At 60.5% G+C, this 17,156-nt stretch carries 15 protein-coding genes and 1 pseudogene; 12 read left to right on the top strand and 4 right to left on the bottom strand.

Annotation, left to right across the window (positions count from 1 at the left end; all coding sequences use genetic code 11):
• Positions 1 to 3 precede the first annotated feature (3 nt).
• The 11 genes and pseudogenes from ACIF4X_RS04445 to ACIF4X_RS04395 all read left to right on the top strand — a co-directional run bounded on the left by ACIF4X_RS04445 (position 4) and on the right by ACIF4X_RS04395 (position 12,037).
• A complete protein-coding gene (locus ACIF4X_RS04445; protein ID WP_397481099.1) occupies positions 4 to 1,050 on the top strand; it encodes an isopenicillin N synthase family dioxygenase in 1,047 nt (348 codons plus the stop codon).
• Positions 1,051 to 1,077: 27 nt separating this feature from the next.
• Positions 1,078 to 1,887, top strand: a complete 810-nt coding sequence (locus ACIF4X_RS04440) for a MetQ/NlpA family ABC transporter substrate-binding protein (RefSeq protein ID WP_397481098.1) — start codon at positions 1,078 to 1,080, stop codon at positions 1,885 to 1,887.
• The gene (locus ACIF4X_RS04435) at positions 1,884 to 2,684 is read left to right on the top strand and encodes a methionine ABC transporter ATP-binding protein (RefSeq protein WP_397481097.1); all 801 of its coding nucleotides are present in this window, start codon (positions 1,884 to 1,886) and stop codon (positions 2,682 to 2,684) included. The genes ACIF4X_RS04440 and ACIF4X_RS04435 overlap by 4 nt, the downstream gene beginning before the upstream one ends.
• Positions 2,681 to 3,352 (top strand): methionine ABC transporter permease, encoded by a 672-nt coding sequence (locus ACIF4X_RS04430; protein ID WP_397481096.1) that lies wholly within the window; start codon positions 2,681 to 2,683, stop codon positions 3,350 to 3,352. The genes ACIF4X_RS04435 and ACIF4X_RS04430 overlap by 4 nt, the downstream gene beginning before the upstream one ends.
• An 8-nt stretch (positions 3,353 to 3,360) precedes the next feature.
• The gene (locus tag ACIF4X_RS04425; RefSeq protein ID WP_397481095.1) at positions 3,361 to 4,917 is read left to right on the top strand and encodes a sugar ABC transporter ATP-binding protein; all 1,557 of its coding nucleotides are present in this window, start codon (positions 3,361 to 3,363) and stop codon (positions 4,915 to 4,917) included.
• On the top strand, positions 4,910 to 5,935 hold the full coding sequence (locus tag ACIF4X_RS04420) for an ABC transporter permease (protein ID WP_397481094.1): 1,026 nt from the start codon (positions 4,910 to 4,912) through the stop codon (positions 5,933 to 5,935). Before ACIF4X_RS04425 ends, ACIF4X_RS04420 begins: the two co-directional genes overlap by 8 nt.
• A 23-nt stretch (positions 5,936 to 5,958) precedes the next feature.
• On the top strand, positions 5,959 to 7,014 hold the full coding sequence (locus tag ACIF4X_RS04415) for a substrate-binding domain-containing protein (protein ID WP_397481093.1): 1,056 nt from the start codon (positions 5,959 to 5,961) through the stop codon (positions 7,012 to 7,014).
• A gap of 163 nt (positions 7,015 to 7,177) precedes the next feature.
• Positions 7,178 to 7,843, top strand: a complete 666-nt coding sequence (locus ACIF4X_RS04410; protein ID WP_397481092.1) for a sulfite oxidase-like oxidoreductase — start codon at positions 7,178 to 7,180, stop codon at positions 7,841 to 7,843.
• 418 nt (positions 7,844 to 8,261) lie between these two features.
• Positions 8,262 to 10,649: a TonB-dependent receptor plug domain-containing protein gene (locus ACIF4X_RS04405; protein WP_397481091.1), complete on the top strand. Its 2,388-nt coding sequence runs from the start codon at positions 8,262 to 8,264 to the stop codon at positions 10,647 to 10,649.
• A pseudogene (locus tag ACIF4X_RS04400) lies at positions 10,639 to 10,872 on the top strand (amino acid permease); the annotation flags it as partial. The gene ACIF4X_RS04405 and the pseudogene ACIF4X_RS04400, both read left to right, overlap by 11 nt.
• 94 nt (positions 10,873 to 10,966) lie before the next feature.
• The gene (locus ACIF4X_RS04395; RefSeq protein WP_397481090.1) at positions 10,967 to 12,037 is read left to right on the top strand and encodes an APC family permease; all 1,071 of its coding nucleotides are present in this window, start codon (positions 10,967 to 10,969) and stop codon (positions 12,035 to 12,037) included.
• Positions 12,038 to 12,190: 153 nt separating this feature from the next.
• Here ACIF4X_RS04395 and ACIF4X_RS04390 read toward each other — a convergent pair whose 3' ends face one another.
• From ACIF4X_RS04390 to ACIF4X_RS04375, 4 genes are all read right to left on the bottom strand, one after another.
• Complete coding sequence (locus ACIF4X_RS04390; RefSeq protein ID WP_397481089.1) at positions 12,191 to 12,652, bottom strand: DUF3574 domain-containing protein; 462 nt, start codon at positions 12,650 to 12,652, stop codon at positions 12,191 to 12,193.
• 108 nt (positions 12,653 to 12,760) lie between these two features.
• A complete protein-coding gene (locus ACIF4X_RS04385) occupies positions 12,761 to 15,148 on the bottom strand; it encodes a DUF3772 domain-containing protein (RefSeq protein ID WP_397481088.1) in 2,388 nt (795 codons plus the stop codon).
• 168 nt (positions 15,149 to 15,316) lie between these two features.
• Positions 15,317 to 15,550, bottom strand: coding sequence for a hypothetical protein (locus tag ACIF4X_RS04380; RefSeq protein ID WP_134177877.1), 234 nt, complete (start codon positions 15,548 to 15,550; stop codon positions 15,317 to 15,319).
• A 143-nt stretch (positions 15,551 to 15,693) separates the two neighbouring features.
• Complete coding sequence (locus ACIF4X_RS04375; RefSeq protein ID WP_397481087.1) at positions 15,694 to 16,572, bottom strand: LysR family transcriptional regulator; 879 nt, start codon at positions 16,570 to 16,572, stop codon at positions 15,694 to 15,696.
• 156 nt (positions 16,573 to 16,728) lie between these two features.
• Between ACIF4X_RS04375 and ACIF4X_RS04370 the strand changes: the two genes are divergently transcribed.
• Positions 16,729 to 17,154, top strand: coding sequence for a VOC family protein (locus ACIF4X_RS04370; protein ID WP_026000724.1), 426 nt, complete (start codon positions 16,729 to 16,731; stop codon positions 17,152 to 17,154).
• The last annotated feature ends 2 nt before the right edge of the window (positions 17,155 to 17,156 follow it).

Below are 17,156 nucleotides of genomic sequence, written 5' to 3'. Positions count from 1 at the left end.
ATCATGCCGCATACCCTCGATATCACCGCATTACCGACGCTGGACCTGTCGCTGTTCGAAGGCACGGCACAGCAGCGTTACGAATTTCTTGAAAACCTGCGCCACGCCGCCCGCGACGTGGGCTTCTTCTACCTGACGGGCCACGGCATCGACAGCGCTTTGCTCAAGCAGGTGCAGGCCCACGCCCGGCAGTTCTTCGCCTTGCCCGACAGCGAAAAAACCGCCGTCGGCATGATCAATTCAGCGCACTTTCGCGGTTATAACCGTGCCGCTTCTGAGATCACCCGTGGCCAGCCTGATCTGCGTGAGCAGTTCGATCTGGGTGCCGAGCGCGAGGCGTTGCCATTAGATGCGGACAGCCCGTTCTGGGCGCGGTTGCAAGGCCCCAACCAATGGCCGGCGGCACTGCCTGAACTGAAGCCCTTGCTGCTCGAGTGGCAAGAGGCGATGACGCACATGTCGTTGCGCCTGCTGCGTGCGTTCGCTCAGGCGTTGTCGCTGCGCGCCGATGCGTTTGATCAGCTGTACGGCGACAAACCCAACGAACACATCAAACTGATGCGCTATCCCGGCCAGTCCAGCGAGTCGAGCCACCAGGGCGTCGGCGCGCACAAGGATTCCGGTTTCCTCAGCTTCCTGCTGCAAGACCAACAGGCCGGTCTGCAGGTCGAAATCGAAGAGGGGCGCTGGATCGATGCGTTGCCGCGCGAGAACACCCTGGTGGTGAACATCGGCGAACTGCTCGAGCTGGCCAGCAACGGTTATCTGCGCGCTACGGTGCATCGCGTGGTTTCGCCACCGGCGGGTAGCGAACGCCTGTCTGTCGCGTTCTTCCTCGGCGCGCAACTGGACGCCGTGGTGCCGCTGTATCCGTTGCCCACCGCACTGTTGCGCGAGGCGCGCGGGCCGGCGAGTGATCCGCTCAATCCGCTGTTTCGCGATGTCGGCTGGAACTACCTCAAGGGGCGTCTGCGCTCGCATCCCGATGTCGCCCAGCGCTACTACGCCGATGCGCTGCTGCCGCCACCGCCCGTTCGTCAATCCGCCTGACTCATCACTCGCTCAAGGACTCCGCACATGATCAAGAAAGCTGGTTTGACCCTGGCCGTGCTCGGCGTGCTGGTGACATCGTTTGGTGCGCAGGCGCTGGAGCCGCTGCGCGTCGCCGCCGACCCGGTGCCCCACGCGCAGATTCTTGCGTACATCCAGAAAATCGATCCGCAACTGAACCTCAAAGTCATCGAGATCCCCAACGGGGTGAACTCCAACGAGCTGTTGGTACACGGCGATGTCGACGCCAATTACTTTCAGCACCTGCCGTACCTGAAATCTCAGGAACAGGCCCTCGGCGAAAAACTCGCGGTGGCCGCCACGGTGCATATCGAACCCTTGGGCATCTACTCGCATCGCCATAAAAGCTTCGCTGATGTGCCGGTAAAAGGCACCGTCGCCGTGCCCAACAACGTCACCAACCTGAGCCGCGCGCTGTACCTGTTGCAGGACAACGGTCTGATCAAACTCAAACCCGGCTTCAACGATCCGGCGGCCGATCAGGCAACGCCCAAGGACATCGCCGAAAATCCAAAACAGCTGAAAATCCTCGAAATCGAATCGCCGCAAATTCCGCGCTCGCTCGACGACGTCGATTTGGCGGTGATCAACGGTAACTACGCGCTCGACGCCGGCCTGGTGCCGGCCAAGGATGCCTTGGGCCTGGAGAAAGCCGAGCACAATCCTTACGCGAACATTCTGGTGACCACGCCGAAGCTTGCGCACGACCCGCGTATCGCGCAACTGGCCAAGGACCTGACGTCGCCCGAGGTCGCCAAGTACATCACCGACAACTTCGCCGGTTCGGTGATTCCAGTGGCGGGCGGCAAACCATGATCGCCGTCGAGCAGTTGAGCAAGACCTACCCGTCGGCCACGCAACCGGCGCTTGATCAAGTCTCGCTGAGCATTCCCGACGGCGCGGTCTACGGGATTCTCGGGCGTAGCGGGGCGGGCAAGTCGACGCTGCTGCGCTGCCTCAATCTGCTCGAACGACCGGACAGCGGCCGGATCCTGATTGACGGTGTGGATCTGCTGACGCTGTCCGACAGGGACTTGCGCAAACAACGCCAGCGCATCGGCATGATCTTCCAGGGCTTCAACCTGCTGCATTCGCGCACCGTTTTCGACAACATCGCGGTGCCGCTGGAGATCGCCAATGTCGGCAAGCCGTGGCGCCATGTGCGGGTTCGCGAATTACTGGAACTGGTCGGTTTGAGTGACAAGGCGCAGGCCTTTCCCTCGCAATTGTCCGGCGGGCAGAAACAGCGCGTCGGCATTGCCCGCGCCCTCGCCGCAGAGCCGGCGTACCTGCTCTCGGACGAAGCCACCAGTGCACTCGACCCGGAAACCACCGCGTCGATCCTCGAACTGCTGCGCGACATCAATCGGCAACTGGGCGTGACCGTCGTGTTGATTACCCACGAACTGGACGTGGTCAAATCGATCTGCGACCACGCCGCGTTCATGGTCAACGGACGTCTGGTCGAAGCCGGGCCGGTGCCACGGCTGCTGGCCGATCCGCAATCGCAACTGGGCGCCTCACTGCGACCGACCTGCGGATTGCCGTTGGGTCACGATGCACCGGGCCTTAGTTTTCTCAAGCAATACGGCGTACGGGCGGCGCACTTATGAACCGCACGGTCAACTGGGATGAAATCCTGCAACTGGTGTTCAATGCCACCGGTGAAACCCTGTACATGGTCCTGCTTGCGGGGCTGTTCACGCTGCTGATCGGATTGCCGCTGGGCGTGTTGTTGTTCATCAGTCGTCGCGACGGACTGTTGCCGATGCCACGCTTCAATGCGGCGCTGGGTGGCGTGGTCAACCTTGGCCGTTCACTGCCGTTCGTGGTGATGTTGATCGCCCTGATTCCACTGACGCGGCTGGTGGTCGGCACAACGCTGGGCAGCACCGCCGCTGTGGTGCCGATCACCCTCGGCGCGTTTCCATTCTTCGCGCGCATTGTCGAAAACGCCCTCGACGAAGTCGACAAGGGCCGCATCGAAGCCATCCTCGCCATGGGCGGTGACATCGGTCATGTGATCTTCAAAGTGCTGTTGCCCGAAGCGCTGCCGGCATTGCTTGCGGGTATCACGCTGACGCTGGTGATGCTGATCGGGTTTTCCTCGATGGCTGGAGTGATTGGCGGCGGTGGACTCGGTGATCTGGCGATTCGTTATGGTTATCAGCGTTTCAACAATGAAGTGATGGTCGCCACGGTGGTGGTGTTGGTGATCCTCGTTCAGGGCGTGCAAAGCCTGGGCGATCGATTGGTTCGTTCGCTGGCGCATCGCCGCTAAGGAATTGTATGAGTGTGCCGGTCGCTGTAGTTCGCGAGCCACTGATTCGTGTGCGTGAGTTGAGCAAGATATTTGGTGCGAGTCGGGCGCTGGATGCCGTCAGCCTGGACATCCATCCCGCCGAAGTGGTGGCGCTGCTCGGTGCCAATGGCGCGGGCAAGTCGACCCTGGTGAAGATCCTGGCGGGCAGCCAGACCGCCGACGCTGGCGAGATCTGGCTGGAGGGCGCGCCACGGCATTTCAGTTCGCCGCTGTCGGCGCGGCGCTTGGGCATTGTCGCGGTACACCAGCAGATCAACGAGGGCATCGCACCGGGTTTGAGCGTTGCGGAAAACCTCCTGCTCGATGAACTGTGCAAACCGGACGCGGACTTCTGGCTCAATCGCAAACGCCTGCTGGAACGCGCCGCGAGCATCGCCGCGGGGCTGGGTTTGACATTGCCGCTGGAGCAGCCGATCGAACATCTCGGTCAGGCCGAACGGCAATTGGTGGTGCTTGCTCGGGCCTTGGCCTTGCAGCCGCGCCTGCTGATTCTGGATGAGCCGACGGCAGCGCTTTCCGATGCCGAGACGCAGCGCTTGTTTGGTTTGATCGACACCTTGCGCAGTCGCGGGGTGGCGATTCTGTACATCTCCCATCGACTCTCCGACCTGCAGCGCTTGGCGGATCGCGCCATCGTTCTGCGCGATGGCCAGTTCGCGGGCGAGTTCACGGCACGGCAATTACCCGACGCGGTGAGCGCCATGCTCGGGCAGGCGCTGGCCGAGCATGTTTACCAGCCGTGCGTGGCCGGGCGCGAGGTGTTGAAGCTCAACGCCATGCAAATCCTGCCGCGATCCGCTGCGTTCGATTTGACCCTGCACGAAAACGAAGTGGTGGTGCTCACCGGGCTGTTGGGCGCCGGCAAAAGTGAAATCGCCGAGGTGCTGTTCGGCCTGCGTAAAGCCACCTCGGGCCGCGTGCAACTGGATAACGCTAACTGGCATGCAGACTCACCGCGCCAAGCTATTCAAAGCGGGGTTTTCTTCGCGGCCGAAGATCGCGCCAGTCAGTCGCTGGTACCTGATTTCTCTTTGCGTCGCACCCTGACTTTGCCGTTTCTTGAACGCTTTACCCGCGGCGGTTTCATCCGCAACCGCGCTGAAGCAGCAGCGGTCAAGGCGCAAGTAGCAGCGCTCGGGATCAAGACTGCCGGCATCGATGAACCAATGACCGCGCTGTCGGGCGGCAATCAACAGAAAGTCGTGCTCGGCCGCTGGCTCCTCGGCGAAGGGCGGGTATTGATCCTCGATGAACCCTTTCAAGGCGTCGATGTGCGTGCCCGCCGCGACATCGGCCAACGGCTGCGCGACAGCGCCAAGGGCCGCGCGACGCTGGTGATTTGCGCCGACGTCGATGAAGCCCTGGAAATCGCCGACCGTATCCTGCTGGTGCGCGATCACGCCGTGGTTGCCGAGTACCCGCGCGCCGGCCTCAATCGTGCTGATCTGGTGGCCGCACTGGCCGGCAGCGACGTGACCGAACATTCCCCTCAAGCCACGCCAAGGAGCAGAGCGAGTGCCTGATTCAAGTTCACTGTTATCGACCGAGCCGGCACGCGCCGAACGTCTGCTGCACGTATTGATCCGCTACGGCCTGCTGTGGCTGCTGGCGCTGATTGTGGTGTTTTTCAGCGTTGCCGAGCCGGCATTCCTGCGCGTCGGCAACCTGTTCAGCATCCTGCAATCGGTGTCGATTGTCGCGCTGCTGGCGCTGGGCGTGACGCTGACCATGGCCGTCGGCGGCCTCGATCTTTCGATTGGCGCGGTGGCGGCGATGAGCCTGATGATCGCCAGTTACGTGATGGTCGTGCTCGGCTGGGGCGCGGTGCCGGCGGTGTTGATCAGTCTGGCGGGTGGGGCGCTGGTCGGCCTGCTCAACGGCTGGCTGATCGTCAAATTACGGGTGCCGGACATTCTTGCGACGCTAGGGAGCATGTTTCTGGTGATCGGCGTGCAGTTGATTCCCACGGGCGGGCGTTCGATTGCAGTCGGCATGACCCTGCCCAGCGGTGAGGAAACCGAAGGTACGTTCAGTGCTGCGTTTCTCGCACTAGGGCGTGGGCGATTGTGGGAGGTGGTGCCGATTCCGGTGTTGATCACGGCGGTGATCGCGATGGCGGTGTGGCTGTTTCTCGAACGCACGCGCATTGGTCGGCTGTTCTATGCCATCGGCGGCAACGAACAAGCGGCGCGACTGGCCGGCGCGCCGGTGCAGCGCTTCAAGTTATTGGCTTACGTGCTTTCGGCGTTGCTCGCATCGCTGGGCGGATTGTTGCTTGCGGCGCGCTTGGGCCGTGGTGACGTCAGTTCGGGCAACGGTCTGGTGCTGGATGCTCTCGGCGCGGCGCTGATCGGTTTTGCCGTACTCGGCGCGAAAAAACCCAACGCCTTTGGCACCCTGGTCGGGGCGCTGCTGGTGGCGGCGCTGCTCAACGGTCTGACCATGCTCAACGCACCGTATTACGCGCAGGATTTCGTCAAGGGACTGGTGTTGGTGCTGGCCCTGATGTTCACGTTCGGCCTCGCGCATCGGGCGCGTTGAGCCACTTCATTCAAGGATGTTGTATGCACGGTTCAATCACCCAGTTCGCCCGTCACTGCTTCGCCGGGGCGTTATTTTCGGCAATGGCGCTGAGCGCTCAGGCCAGCGCCTTGCCCGGTGCGCCAGCGCCGTTCGACAAAGGACAGGTACAGATCGCGCTGGTGGGGTATTTGTTTTCCGGGGATTTCCCCGAGGCGTATTTGCGCGGCGTCGAAAAACAGACCGAAGCCCTCGGCGCCCATCTGCGCGTATTCGATGCCCGGCAGCAGGCAGCGAGTCAGGGCGAGATGATCGATCAGGCGATCGATCTGGGCGTCGACGGCATCATTGTCCAGCTCGGCTTGGCGGAAACGCTGAAAGCACCGATTGACCGGGCCATTGCCAAAGGCATCAAAGTCGTCGCTTTCGACGTCGATCTGAACACGCCGCAAGTGACTCAGGTCGAGCAGGATCACCATGCGCTGGCACGTCTGGCCCTTGATCAAGCCGTGAAGGATAACGGCACGAAGTTCGATGCCGGCTATGTGTACATCAGCGGTTTTACGCCGATGGAGCGGCGTGACGAGATCTGGAGTCAGGTGAAGAAAGCCAATCCGGGGATTGTCGAAAAGGCCCGCTTTGGCACGCTGAATCCACCGATCGCCAACTCGGTCGCCGATCAGGCCAGTGCTGTGCTTCGGGCAAACCCTGGCATCAGCGTGATTTTCGCGCCGTTCGATGAGTTCGCCAAAGGCGCGAAAATCGCCGTGGATGAAGCGGGGCTGACGAGCAAGGTGAAGATCTACAGCGCCGATATTTCCACCGCCGATATTCAGATCATGAAAGAACCGGACAGCGCCTGGGCGGCAACGGCCGCGGTCAATCCGCAAGTGGCGGGGGCGATCAGCGTGCGCAGTCTGGCGATGTTGATTGCCGGTGAAAATCCGGGGCATCAGGTGCTGGTGCCACCGACGCTGATTACCCGTCAACAGTTGCTGGATCTGGATGTGAAGAACGTTCGCGACCTGGCGCAGAAACTTCCGAGCTTCGGTGATACCGCGAATGTCGCGCGGGCGTCGTGGATTCCGGTGGCTAACTGAATCATCAAATCCAACAAAGGAACCTGTGGGAGCTGGCTTGTCGGGTCGCCGCATCGCAGCGATGGCGGAGTGTCTGTCAGCAGAGATATTGACTGGAATGACCTCATCGCTGGCAAGCCAGCTCCCACACGGACGAGGTGCCACGTAGAATTCTGGAGCTGCCATGCACAACAAAGCGTCGCGCTTACGCAAAAGCCGTTCGCCGAAAGTCGATCCGGCGTTCGGTGAGCGACTGCCCCCAGGCCAGGTGCTGACAGAGCGATTTCCGATCCTGCACGAAGGCGAAATACCGCAATACAACCTCGCCGATTGGTCACTGCGCCTGTCCGGCACGCTCGCACGGCCGATCGAATTACGTTACGCCGACCTGCAGGCACTGCCGCAACGACAACTGCGCTGTGACATCCATTGCGTGACACGCTGGTCGAAGTTCGACACCGAGTGGAGCGGGGTGCATCTGCAGGATCTGTTGCAGGCGTTCGATATTCAGCCAACTTCGGCTTTCGTCATGGCCCATGCCGACCACGATTACCAGACCAACTTGCGACTTGGGGATTTGCTGCACCCTGACAGTCTGCTGGCCACTCATTACGCCGGTCAGCCGCTGACCGCGCAACATGGCTGGCCACTGCGGCTGGTGGTGGCGGGGCGGTATTTCTGGAAGAGCGCGAAGTGGTTGCGCGGGCTTGAATTCGTTGAGCAGGAACACCCGGGGTTCTGGGAGCAGAACGGCTTTCATCTGCACGCTGATCCGTTTGCCGAGCAGCGATTCAGTGGTGATGAACTGGATATTGCCGAGGATGCCTGGCTGGCAAAAGAGTTCGATTAAGCCTCGTATCCTGTGGGAGCTGGCTTGCCAGCGATGAGGTCCTGTCAGTCGATATCTTTGTTGGCTGATACACCGTCATCGCTGGCAAGCCAGCTCCCACAGGAATCGTGTTTACAGTTGATTTAGTAGTTTGTTAGTTGGTTTAAGTGTTGGCTCAGCAACACTTGTGCTGAACTAAGAACACTCCTTTAGAGCGATCTAACCTAAGCGTTATTGGTTCTTTTACGACCTGTGGCAGCTCGTCTAGCATCGGGCTTCAAGGGGAAACGACTCACGCTGGGGAAACTGCAACTCGCCGTAAAAAAGCCTTCACTGCCTTCCAGAAATCCAAAACTACAGCAGACATTGCCGCGCATTGCTTGCCGAACTTTATTGTCGGTAACGGCCGGATATTAACTGCGATTCAAGGAGCTGTTATATGCATTACCGTTCCCGTTCATTACTGGCGGCTGCCGTCGTGTCCGCCATTTGGCAACTTCCGGCCAACGCCGAAGAAACCTCCGTCAGCGCCGACAGCGAATCCCGACTCGGCACCGTGTTGGTCACCGGCACTCGCGGCACTTCGCGCACCGTGCTCGATTCGCCGGTGCCGGTCGACGTGCTCACCGCCGAAGACCTCAAATCCGCCGGCGGCGCTGACGGTGAATTGGGCGCGGCGTTGCAGACGTTATTGCCGTCCTTCAGCCTGCCGCGCCAATCCAACTCCGGTGGCGCCGACCACGTGCGCGCGGCGCAACTGCGTGGCATGAGCCCGGATCAGGTGTTGGTGCTGGTCAACGGCAAGCGCCGCCACACGTCAGCGGTGGTCAACGACTCCTCGAAGATTGGTCGCGGGACAGCACCGGTGGACTTCAACTCGATCCCGATCAGCGCGATCAAACGCATCGAAGTGCTGCGTGACGGCGCCGGTGCGCAGTACGGCTCCGATGCGATCGCCGGGGTCATCAACATCATTCTCGACGACGCGCCCGAGGGCGGCGAAGTGTCCACCAGCTATGGCGCCTATCACACGCATCAAGACGCCATCGACAAGACCACCACCGACGGCCAGAACAGCGTCACCACCGCGAAGATCGGTACGCGCCTGGGCGAAGAGGGCGGGTTTATCCGTGGCGGCACCGAATACAAGGATCGCAATCCGACCAACCGCGCCGGTTTCGACGGTTTTGCCGACAGCCCCGGCCAGCGCAACTATGTGATGGGCGACGGCGTCGCGCGGGACGTCAACCTTTGGTTCAACAGCGAATTGCCGCTGGCCGGCGGCAAAGCCTACAGCTTCGGCACCTACAATCAGCGCCACACCACCGGCGCCGAGTTCTATCGCTACCCGTCCGAACAGCCGCAGTTCTACCCCAACGGCTACTTGCCACAATCGCTCGGCGACAATAAAGACGTCTCCGCCACCGCCGGTTTCAAAGGCCTGATCGGTGACGAGTGGGACTTCGACAGCAGCGTCACCCACGGTCGCAACCGCTTCGATGGCTCGACCCGGCGCACGCTTAACGCCAGCCTCGGCGAAGACTCACCCACGAAGTTCGACACCGGCGATTACGAGCTGCGCCAGACCACCACCAACCTCGATTTCAGCCGCGAATTGCGCCTCGGCGAGCGCTCGTTCGTACTGGCGGTCGGCGGTGAATACCGCTACGAAAACTACCTGACCTACGCCGGTGACGAGGCCTCCTACATCGGCTCCGGTGCCGACGGCGCCAATGGCCTGCGCCCGAGCGAAGAGTCGGATCTGGATCGCAACGTGTTCGGTACTTATGCCGAGCTGTCCGGTGATCTCACCGACCGCTTCTTCGTCGACGCCGCCACCCGCTGGGAGCATTACGACGATGCCGGCAGCAAACTGACCGGCAAGCTCAGTGGTCGCTACAAACTCACCGAGCAATGGGCCCTGCGCGGTGCGGTCTCGAATAACTTCCGCGCGCCGTCGCTGGCCCAAAGCGGCTTTCAGAACACCACCAGCAACTTTGGCGATGGCGGCACGCTGACTGACATCCGCGTGCTCTCGGTCAACGATCCGATCGCCCGTGCACTCGGCGCCGAGAAGCTCGATCCGGAAACCTCGAAGAACTTCAGCCTCGGCCTGACTTTCCAGTTGAACGAGCGCTTCGACGCCTCGCTGGACGTGTTCCGCATTGACGTCAAAGACCGCATCACCCTGTCGCAACGCATTGGCAGCGATGCCCTGGAAAACTACATCAATGACAACTTCGGCGTTGCTGGCGTGCACGACGTCAACTTCTTCACCAACGCTGCGGACACCAGCACCCACGGCGCCGAACTGGTGCTCAACTACCATCAGCCGTTCTACGAAGGGCAACTGGGCCTGACCACCGCGTATACCTACAACCACACCAAAGTCACCAGCACCAAAGGCACGCCGTCGCAACTGACGGCCCTGGGTATCGGCAATGACGCCCTGGTTGGCGTCGAGGAAACCAACACCCTGACCGATGCAGCGCCGAAGGATCGCTTCATCTTTTCCGCCAACTGGGCCAGCGAACACTGGGGCCTGCTCGGGCGATTGACGCGCCAGGGCGAGACCACCCGTGTGTTCGATTTCGGCGACTCGCAACCAGAGCAAACCTACGGCGCGGTGTGGCAACTGGACGCCGAGGTGGCTTACAAATTCACCCCGAAATTTAACCTTGCCGTGGGCGGCAACAACCTCACCGACAACTACCCGGAACGTTCCGGCTCGGCGATCAACTACGGCGGCAATCTGCCGTACGACGTGCTCTCGCCCATCGGCACCAACGGCGCCTATTACTACGCCCGCGCTACCTATGGTTTCTGACGCGGGGCCGGGGCGGCATCTGCCGGTGTTTCAGGCGTTGTTGATCACGCTGGGCATGGTGATCACCACCGATATCCTGAAAACCGCGCCGACCGTGGCCCTCAACGTTGGGCCGGAGCATTTCTACCTGGTGTGGGTGCTGGGCGGTGTCGCATCGATGATGGGCGCGCTGTGTTTTGCCGAGATGGCCACAGCGTTTCCGCACCCGGGCGGCGACTATCACTTTCTGCGCACTGCGTACGGCGAACGCATGGGATTGCTGTTCGCCTGGTCGCGGTTTTCGGTGATGCACACCGGGTGGATAGCCTTCGGCGTTCATGTTTGCCGATTACGTCAATGCGGTGGTGCCATTGGGGCAGTACGGTTCGGGGCTGTTTGCCGGGGCGGTGATTACGGCGCTGGTGCTGCTCAACCTCACTGGCAAGCACATTGGTTTTATGACCCAGACCTTGTTGGTGGGGCTGTTGGCACTGGGTTTTTTGAGCATTGCCAGTGCCGGCGTGTTTTTGGCCTGGCAAGGCATCGAAGCGCCTGCGCCGGATTTCTCGCCCGTCGCGGAAAACACCGGGATGGCCGGGTTTTCGGCGGCGATGATTTTCGTCTTTCTGGCGTTCGGCGGCTGGAGCGATGCGGCGACGTTGTCGGCGGAAGTGCGTGATGGCCGGCGGGGGATTTTCATCGCCATGCTCGGTGCGCTGAGCGTGTTGATGGCGATCTATCTGGCGCTCAACTGGGCGTTCGTTCAGGGCTTGGGATTCGCTGGACTGGCCGCCAGCAATGCACCAGCGGTTGAGTTGTTGAACCGGGCCTTCGGTGCACCGGGTGTCATGCTGATTTTGCTGATGGTCGGCATTGCCGCGATTGCGACCATCAACTCGACCCTGCTGGTCGGCGTGCGCACCACCTACGCTGCTGCGCGCGATGTGCCGCCACTGCGCAGTTTCGGCGACTGGGACGACCGCGACGGTGTACCGCGCAAAGCGTTGCTGGCAGAAGGCGCGGTGGCGTTGTTGCTAGTGCTGTTCGGCAGTTTTACCCAGAGTGGCTTCAACACCATGGTCGAATACCTGACCCCGGTGTATTGGCTGTTCTTGAGCTTGAGCAGTGTGGCGCTGATCATTCTGCGACGGCGTTTCCCCGAGGTGCCGAGGCCGGTGAAGGTGCCGTTGTATCCGCTGTTGCCGCTGCTGTTTTTCGGGTTGTGCCTGTACATGCTGTATTCCAGCGTGACGGTGGTGGGGGTTGGGGCGTTTTTCGGGATTGGGGTGTTGCTGGTGGGGGCTGTGCTTTTGGCTGGATTAAGTCGTTTGAAAGCGGACCCTCACCCCAGCCCTCTCCCAGAGGGAGAGGGGGCCGACCGAGGTGTCTTGGGTGATACATCGACCTGAAAGACCGAGTCGATTATGGATTCAGTGAGGCAAGCACAGGTCGAGGTCGATTATGGATTCAGTGAGCCACGTTCAGGTCGGCGTACTTCTCCAATATCCCCCAATCAGTTCCCTCTCCCTCGGGGAGAGGGCTAGGGTGAGGGGCTTCTGATTCTAGAAGGACACCTCCGCCGGCTGCGACAACCGCAGCACCGACAGATCCCCGGTAATACGCTTGTAAGCCAGTCGAATCGCTTCGATGCTGGCCCCATTCTTCGCACTGTTCTCATGCAAGATCACAATCACCTTGGTGCTCAAGCGCTCAGGCTCTTTCGCGCCCTTGTCCCGCCACTGCCCATAAGCATCCAACACACTGAAACCATCGGGAAAGCGCGACGTGACTTCCTGATCAAGAAACTCGCGCCAGCGCGCCGGGCTGACCGCACCTTCCTTTCCATCAATCGAGCCCACGGAGAAGTACAACTCGGTGCGAATCCACTGCGCCTGCGCCGGCCGCGAAGCATCGCCTTGCAGGGTCGAACTGGCGGGATCATGGGTGTGAACGGAGGCAGGAGGAGGGCTGGCACAACCGGCGACGGCGACGAACAGCGCCGCCAGTAGAAGACGTCGAGGCATGGAACATCCTTATTGAACGATGAGTAAACCGCTCGAGTATAAGGTTGCTGTCTGACCGCCAATAAAGACCTAAAAGGCAGGCATTTAGGCGCTTCGGGAATAACCCGCTTACGTCGTTCCCGGCGGTTTCGCCAATGCGATTCCGGCCGCTCCGAGGCGCTTGAGAATTTCAAACAACAAGTCACTTTTGGTCACCCCGACAATCCTCGGGCTGCCTACATATCCGGTGACCGACAAGGTAATCCCGTCCGGCGACAACTTGCTGAAACGCACGAAAGGTGCGGGTTTATCGAGGATGGTTTCGTTCTCGCGATAAGTGTTGAGCAACAGGTCTTTGACCTCTTCAGGATCGATGTCCAGCGGGAACACCAGTTCCAGCCCCGCCACGCCTTGGGCGCTGCCGCCCAACGTCACGTTGCGCAGGTTCTGCGAGATCAGTTGCGAGTTGGGCACGATGACGATCGAGCGGTCGCTGAGCTGGATTTCCGTGGCGCGCACGTTGATGCGGCGGATGTCGCCTTCGACGCCACTGATGCTGATCAAGTCGCCGACTTTCACCGGCCGCTCAGTCAACAGAATCAGGCCGGAGACGAAGTTCTTCACGATTTCCTGCAGGCCGAAACCGATACCCACCGACAGCGCACTGACAATCCACGCCAGATTGGTCCACTGCACCCCCAGCGACGACAACGTCAGCAGAATCACGAAGGCGTAACCGATGTTGGAAAACAGCGTGCTCAGCGAGGCACACATGCCCGGGTCCATGTCGGTTTTAGGCAGGAACTCGTTGTCGAGCCAACGGCGCAGGGCGCGGATCAGCCAGATGCCGATCATCAGTGCGAGGACGGCATTGAGCAGGTGGCCGGGGACGATGTTCAGTTTGCGCAGCCCGGCGCCGCCGAGGATCGCCATGATGTTGCTCGTCAGTTGCCCGAGCGTCGTGCCGATGCCGCCGACAAACAGGGCGATGACCGCCAGCAACAGCAGCGCTGCCCGACTGAAACCCGACAGCAGAATCTCGATCTGACCAAGTCGTCGATCACCAATGCCGAGCAGCTGTTTGAGCGCCTTGCCGCTCGCATGTCGGGGTGAAAACACATGCTCACAGGCGTCCTTGACCAGTTGAATCAGCAGGTAGAAACCCGACAAGACAATGTACGCCCACACCAGCTCATAACTGATGAACCGCGCCAGCGACACATACCCGGTGAGCAAAGCGATCGCCGAGACGAACATCGAGAGGCTGGCAATGGTGTAAATCACCCCGGCGAACGTACTGTTGGCCGCCGCCGCATCATTGGCCGCGACCAGTGCCTTGCGCACCTTGCCGACGCGCAGCAGCAGGACCGTCACGATCGCCAGCACGACGATTGAAATGACCCCGCGCCCGGCAATCACAATCTGGCTGCTCATGCCCGTGGCATTGCTGACCTGCACCAGCGTCACCAGCACCAATAACGTGCAGGACAAAATACGCGGGTAGGGCCTGAGCGCCAGCGCCACCTGATCGGCAATTGCCGGCAGGCGCCACGAGGGGTGTTCGGTCGACAGCAACGCGCGGCTCAACCCGGTGAGCAGCACGCAGGCATACACGACCTTCTCGAACTCTTCGGAGAAGGTTTCCAGCACTGGCGGCAAGGGTTGATGGCGGGTGCAGGCGTAGAACAACAATTGCAAGGCAATGCCGGTGGTAGCGATGGTTGCCAGCGCCGAGGCGAATGCCAATGCACTGCGACGCAGGCGGCCCTCGGGCATGCGGTGAATGCACACCCAGGTCAGACCGCGTTCGGCCAGCCTGCGCCCAAATGTCCAGATGATCAGCGCCAACGCCATCAACACACTGGTGTAAAAACGTTCCCCTGGTGCCCACACGGTGGCCCAGGTATCGCGCACCTGGGCGACGAAAAAGCGTAAACGCTGACGGTCGTCGTCACTCGGACTCACCAGCGGCGACCAGAAACTCGGGCTCAACACGCTGTCAGTGCCCAGCGTCAGCTCACTTTCAAGCAGTGTGCGGCGAATACCGGCGATCTGCGTAATCAGATCCGCCGCGCTCTGCTTCAGCGCCGCCAGGCTCTTCAACGTGCCGTCGACCTTGCTCTTTTGTTCGGCCAGCGACGCCCGCTGCGCGACGATGTCTGCCTGCTCAGCCGCCAGATCGGCATCCGGCGCAGCCCCCAACACCCCCAACTGCACCGCCAGTTGCGCCTGCTGCGGCAACAACGCCGCCGATAACCGATCGACATCCAGAATGAACGCCTGCACCCGATCCTGTGGACCTTCGAGCTGGTTGTAGTTGTTCGCTGCAGAAATCTGTTGTTTGAGGCCGTCGAGGCGTTGTTGCAGCGCCTGCAGATCGCTTTGCGAAATCACCGGCAGCGGCGCGGCGGCGTTAGTGGTGGCCGGCGCCGGCAAATCGGCTGCCCACAGCGGCGAACTGCCGCCAACCAGCAGCATGAATGCGACAAAAAACAACGACTTCAATGTGTTGCGCATGGGTGCGGCGGCTCGAATGGATCACACAGTCTATGAGGTTAGGTGATCGAGCCGATCGGCGAGGAAAACTTTCCGGCAGAGCATGGCAGCTGCGCAGCGCTTCCAGACGAAAAAAGCCCGACGGGTGAGGTCGGGCCTTTCTTCGGTGACTGCGCTGAAGCGCAGCATTCAGACGGCGCGGCGTTCGAGCAAACGGTCTGAACCGCCTTCGGCGACTGCGTCGCTGAACAGTGGATCGGTCTGGGTGGCGGCGGCTACTGCGTCGCTGAACAGCGGATCGGTCTGAGTGGCGGCGGCGACCGCATCGCTGAACAGTGGATCAGTCTGGGTGGCAGGTTCAGCGGCAAAAGCATTGAGGGCGAACAGTGAGAAAGCGATGCTGAGAAGGGCTTGGCGTTTCATGAGTGTGTGCTCCGTGGGGTAGTGGTTGGGTCTGGAGCCGATCTTACGCCGCGCGCCTGATAAGAGAACTTCATTGAATCAATGACTGTTATTGATGCGGTTAATGATTGGGCTTTCTGAAGACATCAAGGCATAAATCAGGCTTACTCATAACCGATCTTCACCTGAGCACTGATCAGTTCAGCCAGCATCCGCACGGGTTCGGTGAAGGTCTGACGAGAGCGGTGCACCAGCCCGATATCACGGTGGAAGGTGTGCTGCCCGAGGTCGAGCACCCGGACACCGGCAGGCCAAACAAAGTCGGGCGCCGTTTGCGGCACCAATGCCACGCCGACACCGTTCTCGACCAGTTTGATAATCGCCTCCAGCTCATCCAGTTCGCAGACCTCACGCAGCGTGAAATGCATCTGCCGTAAAAAGCGGTCGACCTGCCTGCCGCCAAAGGAAGATCGGTCATATCGAATGAACGGCTGGCTGGAAAGCAACTGGGTCCAGTCATCTCCCGGCATATCACGCGGCACGATCAACCGGTAAGGCTCCAGCGCCAGCGTCGTCCAGCGCAGGTCGCTCTGCAGTGAAAAGGGCGGACGGATGATCACGGCCATGTCGATCTCGCCAGCATCCACCAGGTTGACCAGTTCCATCGACAAACCCGGCACGACCCGAGATCTGCACTGCGGGCAGTGCTGGTGAAACTTAGCCAGCGCGTCCGGCAAATAAGAGCGCTGCACTGAAGCAATCGCGCCAATGTTGACCAGCACGCTGGGCGGCAGTCCCATCGTTGTCGAACCGAGGCTGTCGTAAAGCCTGAGCAGTTCTTGCGCCTGCAGGAGGATCTGCTGGCCCATTTTGTTGAGGTGTGCCGAGCGCCCCTTCCTGTCGAAAAGCTCGAAGCCGAGTTCAGCTTCCAGGCGCTGGATCTGTGCGCTGACGGCGGCCTGCGTGAGGCCGATTTTGTTGCCGGCAGCAGCGAAAGTACCTTCGCGCGCAACGGCGATAAGTGTCTTCAGTTCTTTGATCATTCACAAATATTAATTGTGTTTCTGAGAAATATATATTGATTTTTATGTTTGGTTTTCCGTCCTAGGATGTTTCCCATCCCCCGGCAGCGGCTGAACCGAAAACGCCGATGACGGCAGGAACGTTCGCCAACCCACAACAATATGATCGGAGTTCTGATGAGCCTCTCGCCTTTTCACCTCGCTATCCCTGTTTACGATCTGGCTGCAGCGCGCACTTTTTACGGTGAAGTCTTTGGTCTTGAAGAAGGGCGCTCCAGTACTCAGTGGGTCGACTTTGACTTTTATGGCCACCAACTGGTCATCCACGAACACCCGAAAACCGCGTCCCAGGAAAGTGTTCACAGCAACCCGGTCGACGGTCATGACGTTCCGGTTCCGCACTTCGGCATCATTCTGGGCTGGCAACAGTGGGAAGCCTTGGCCGAACGCCTGAAGTCCTTTGGCACCGAGTTTGTGATCGAACCGTACATTCGCTTTCAGGGGCAGGTTGGCGAGCAAGCCACCATGTTTCTCTTTGATCCATGCGGCAACGCTCTGGAATTCAAGGCTTTCAAGGATATGAGCCAGCTCTTCGCCAAGTGACA

Origin of the sequence: Pseudomonas sp. NPDC085632 (genome assembly GCF_044541255.1) — a bacterium.
Taxonomy (GTDB): domain Bacteria; phylum Pseudomonadota; class Gammaproteobacteria; order Pseudomonadales; family Pseudomonadaceae; genus Aquipseudomonas.
The sequence above is the reverse complement of the archived record's forward strand: the minus strand, read 5'-3'. Positions and strand labels throughout refer to the sequence as shown.

What these genes read in the sequence shown, in the direction of transcription:
- ACIF4X_RS04430 (WP_397481096.1), top strand. Translation starts at nt 2,681, where the DNA reads ATGAACCGCACGGTCAACTGGGATGAAATCCTGCAACTGGTGTTCAAT.
- ACIF4X_RS04435 (WP_397481097.1), top strand. Translation starts at nt 1,884, where the DNA reads ATGATCGCCGTCGAGCAGTTGAGCAAGACCTACCCGTCGGCCACGCAA.
- ACIF4X_RS04370 (WP_026000724.1), top strand. Translation starts at nt 16,729, where the DNA reads ATGAGCCTCTCGCCTTTTCACCTCGCTATCCCTGTTTACGATCTGGCT.
- ACIF4X_RS04390 (WP_397481089.1), bottom strand. Translation starts at nt 12,652, where the DNA reads ATGCCTCGACGTCTTCTACTGGCGGCGCTGTTCGTCGCCGTCGCCGGT.
- ACIF4X_RS04375 (WP_397481087.1), bottom strand. Translation starts at nt 16,572, where the DNA reads ATGATCAAAGAACTGAAGACACTTATCGCCGTTGCGCGCGAAGGTACT.
- ACIF4X_RS04395 (WP_397481090.1), top strand. Translation starts at nt 10,967, where the DNA reads ATGTTTGCCGATTACGTCAATGCGGTGGTGCCATTGGGGCAGTACGGT.
- ACIF4X_RS04440 (WP_397481098.1), top strand. Translation starts at nt 1,078, where the DNA reads ATGATCAAGAAAGCTGGTTTGACCCTGGCCGTGCTCGGCGTGCTGGTG.
- ACIF4X_RS04415 (WP_397481093.1), top strand. Translation starts at nt 5,959, where the DNA reads ATGCACGGTTCAATCACCCAGTTCGCCCGTCACTGCTTCGCCGGGGCG.
- ACIF4X_RS04425 (WP_397481095.1), top strand. Translation starts at nt 3,361, where the DNA reads ATGAGTGTGCCGGTCGCTGTAGTTCGCGAGCCACTGATTCGTGTGCGT.
- ACIF4X_RS04385 (WP_397481088.1), bottom strand. Translation starts at nt 15,148, where the DNA reads ATGCGCAACACATTGAAGTCGTTGTTTTTTGTCGCATTCATGCTGCTG.
- ACIF4X_RS04405 (WP_397481091.1), top strand. Translation starts at nt 8,262, where the DNA reads ATGCATTACCGTTCCCGTTCATTACTGGCGGCTGCCGTCGTGTCCGCC.
- ACIF4X_RS04410 (WP_397481092.1), top strand. Translation starts at nt 7,178, where the DNA reads ATGCACAACAAAGCGTCGCGCTTACGCAAAAGCCGTTCGCCGAAAGTC.
- ACIF4X_RS04380 (WP_134177877.1), bottom strand. Translation starts at nt 15,550, where the DNA reads ATGAAACGCCAAGCCCTTCTCAGCATCGCTTTCTCACTGTTCGCCCTC.
- ACIF4X_RS04445 (WP_397481099.1), top strand. Translation starts at nt 4, where the DNA reads ATGCCGCATACCCTCGATATCACCGCATTACCGACGCTGGACCTGTCG.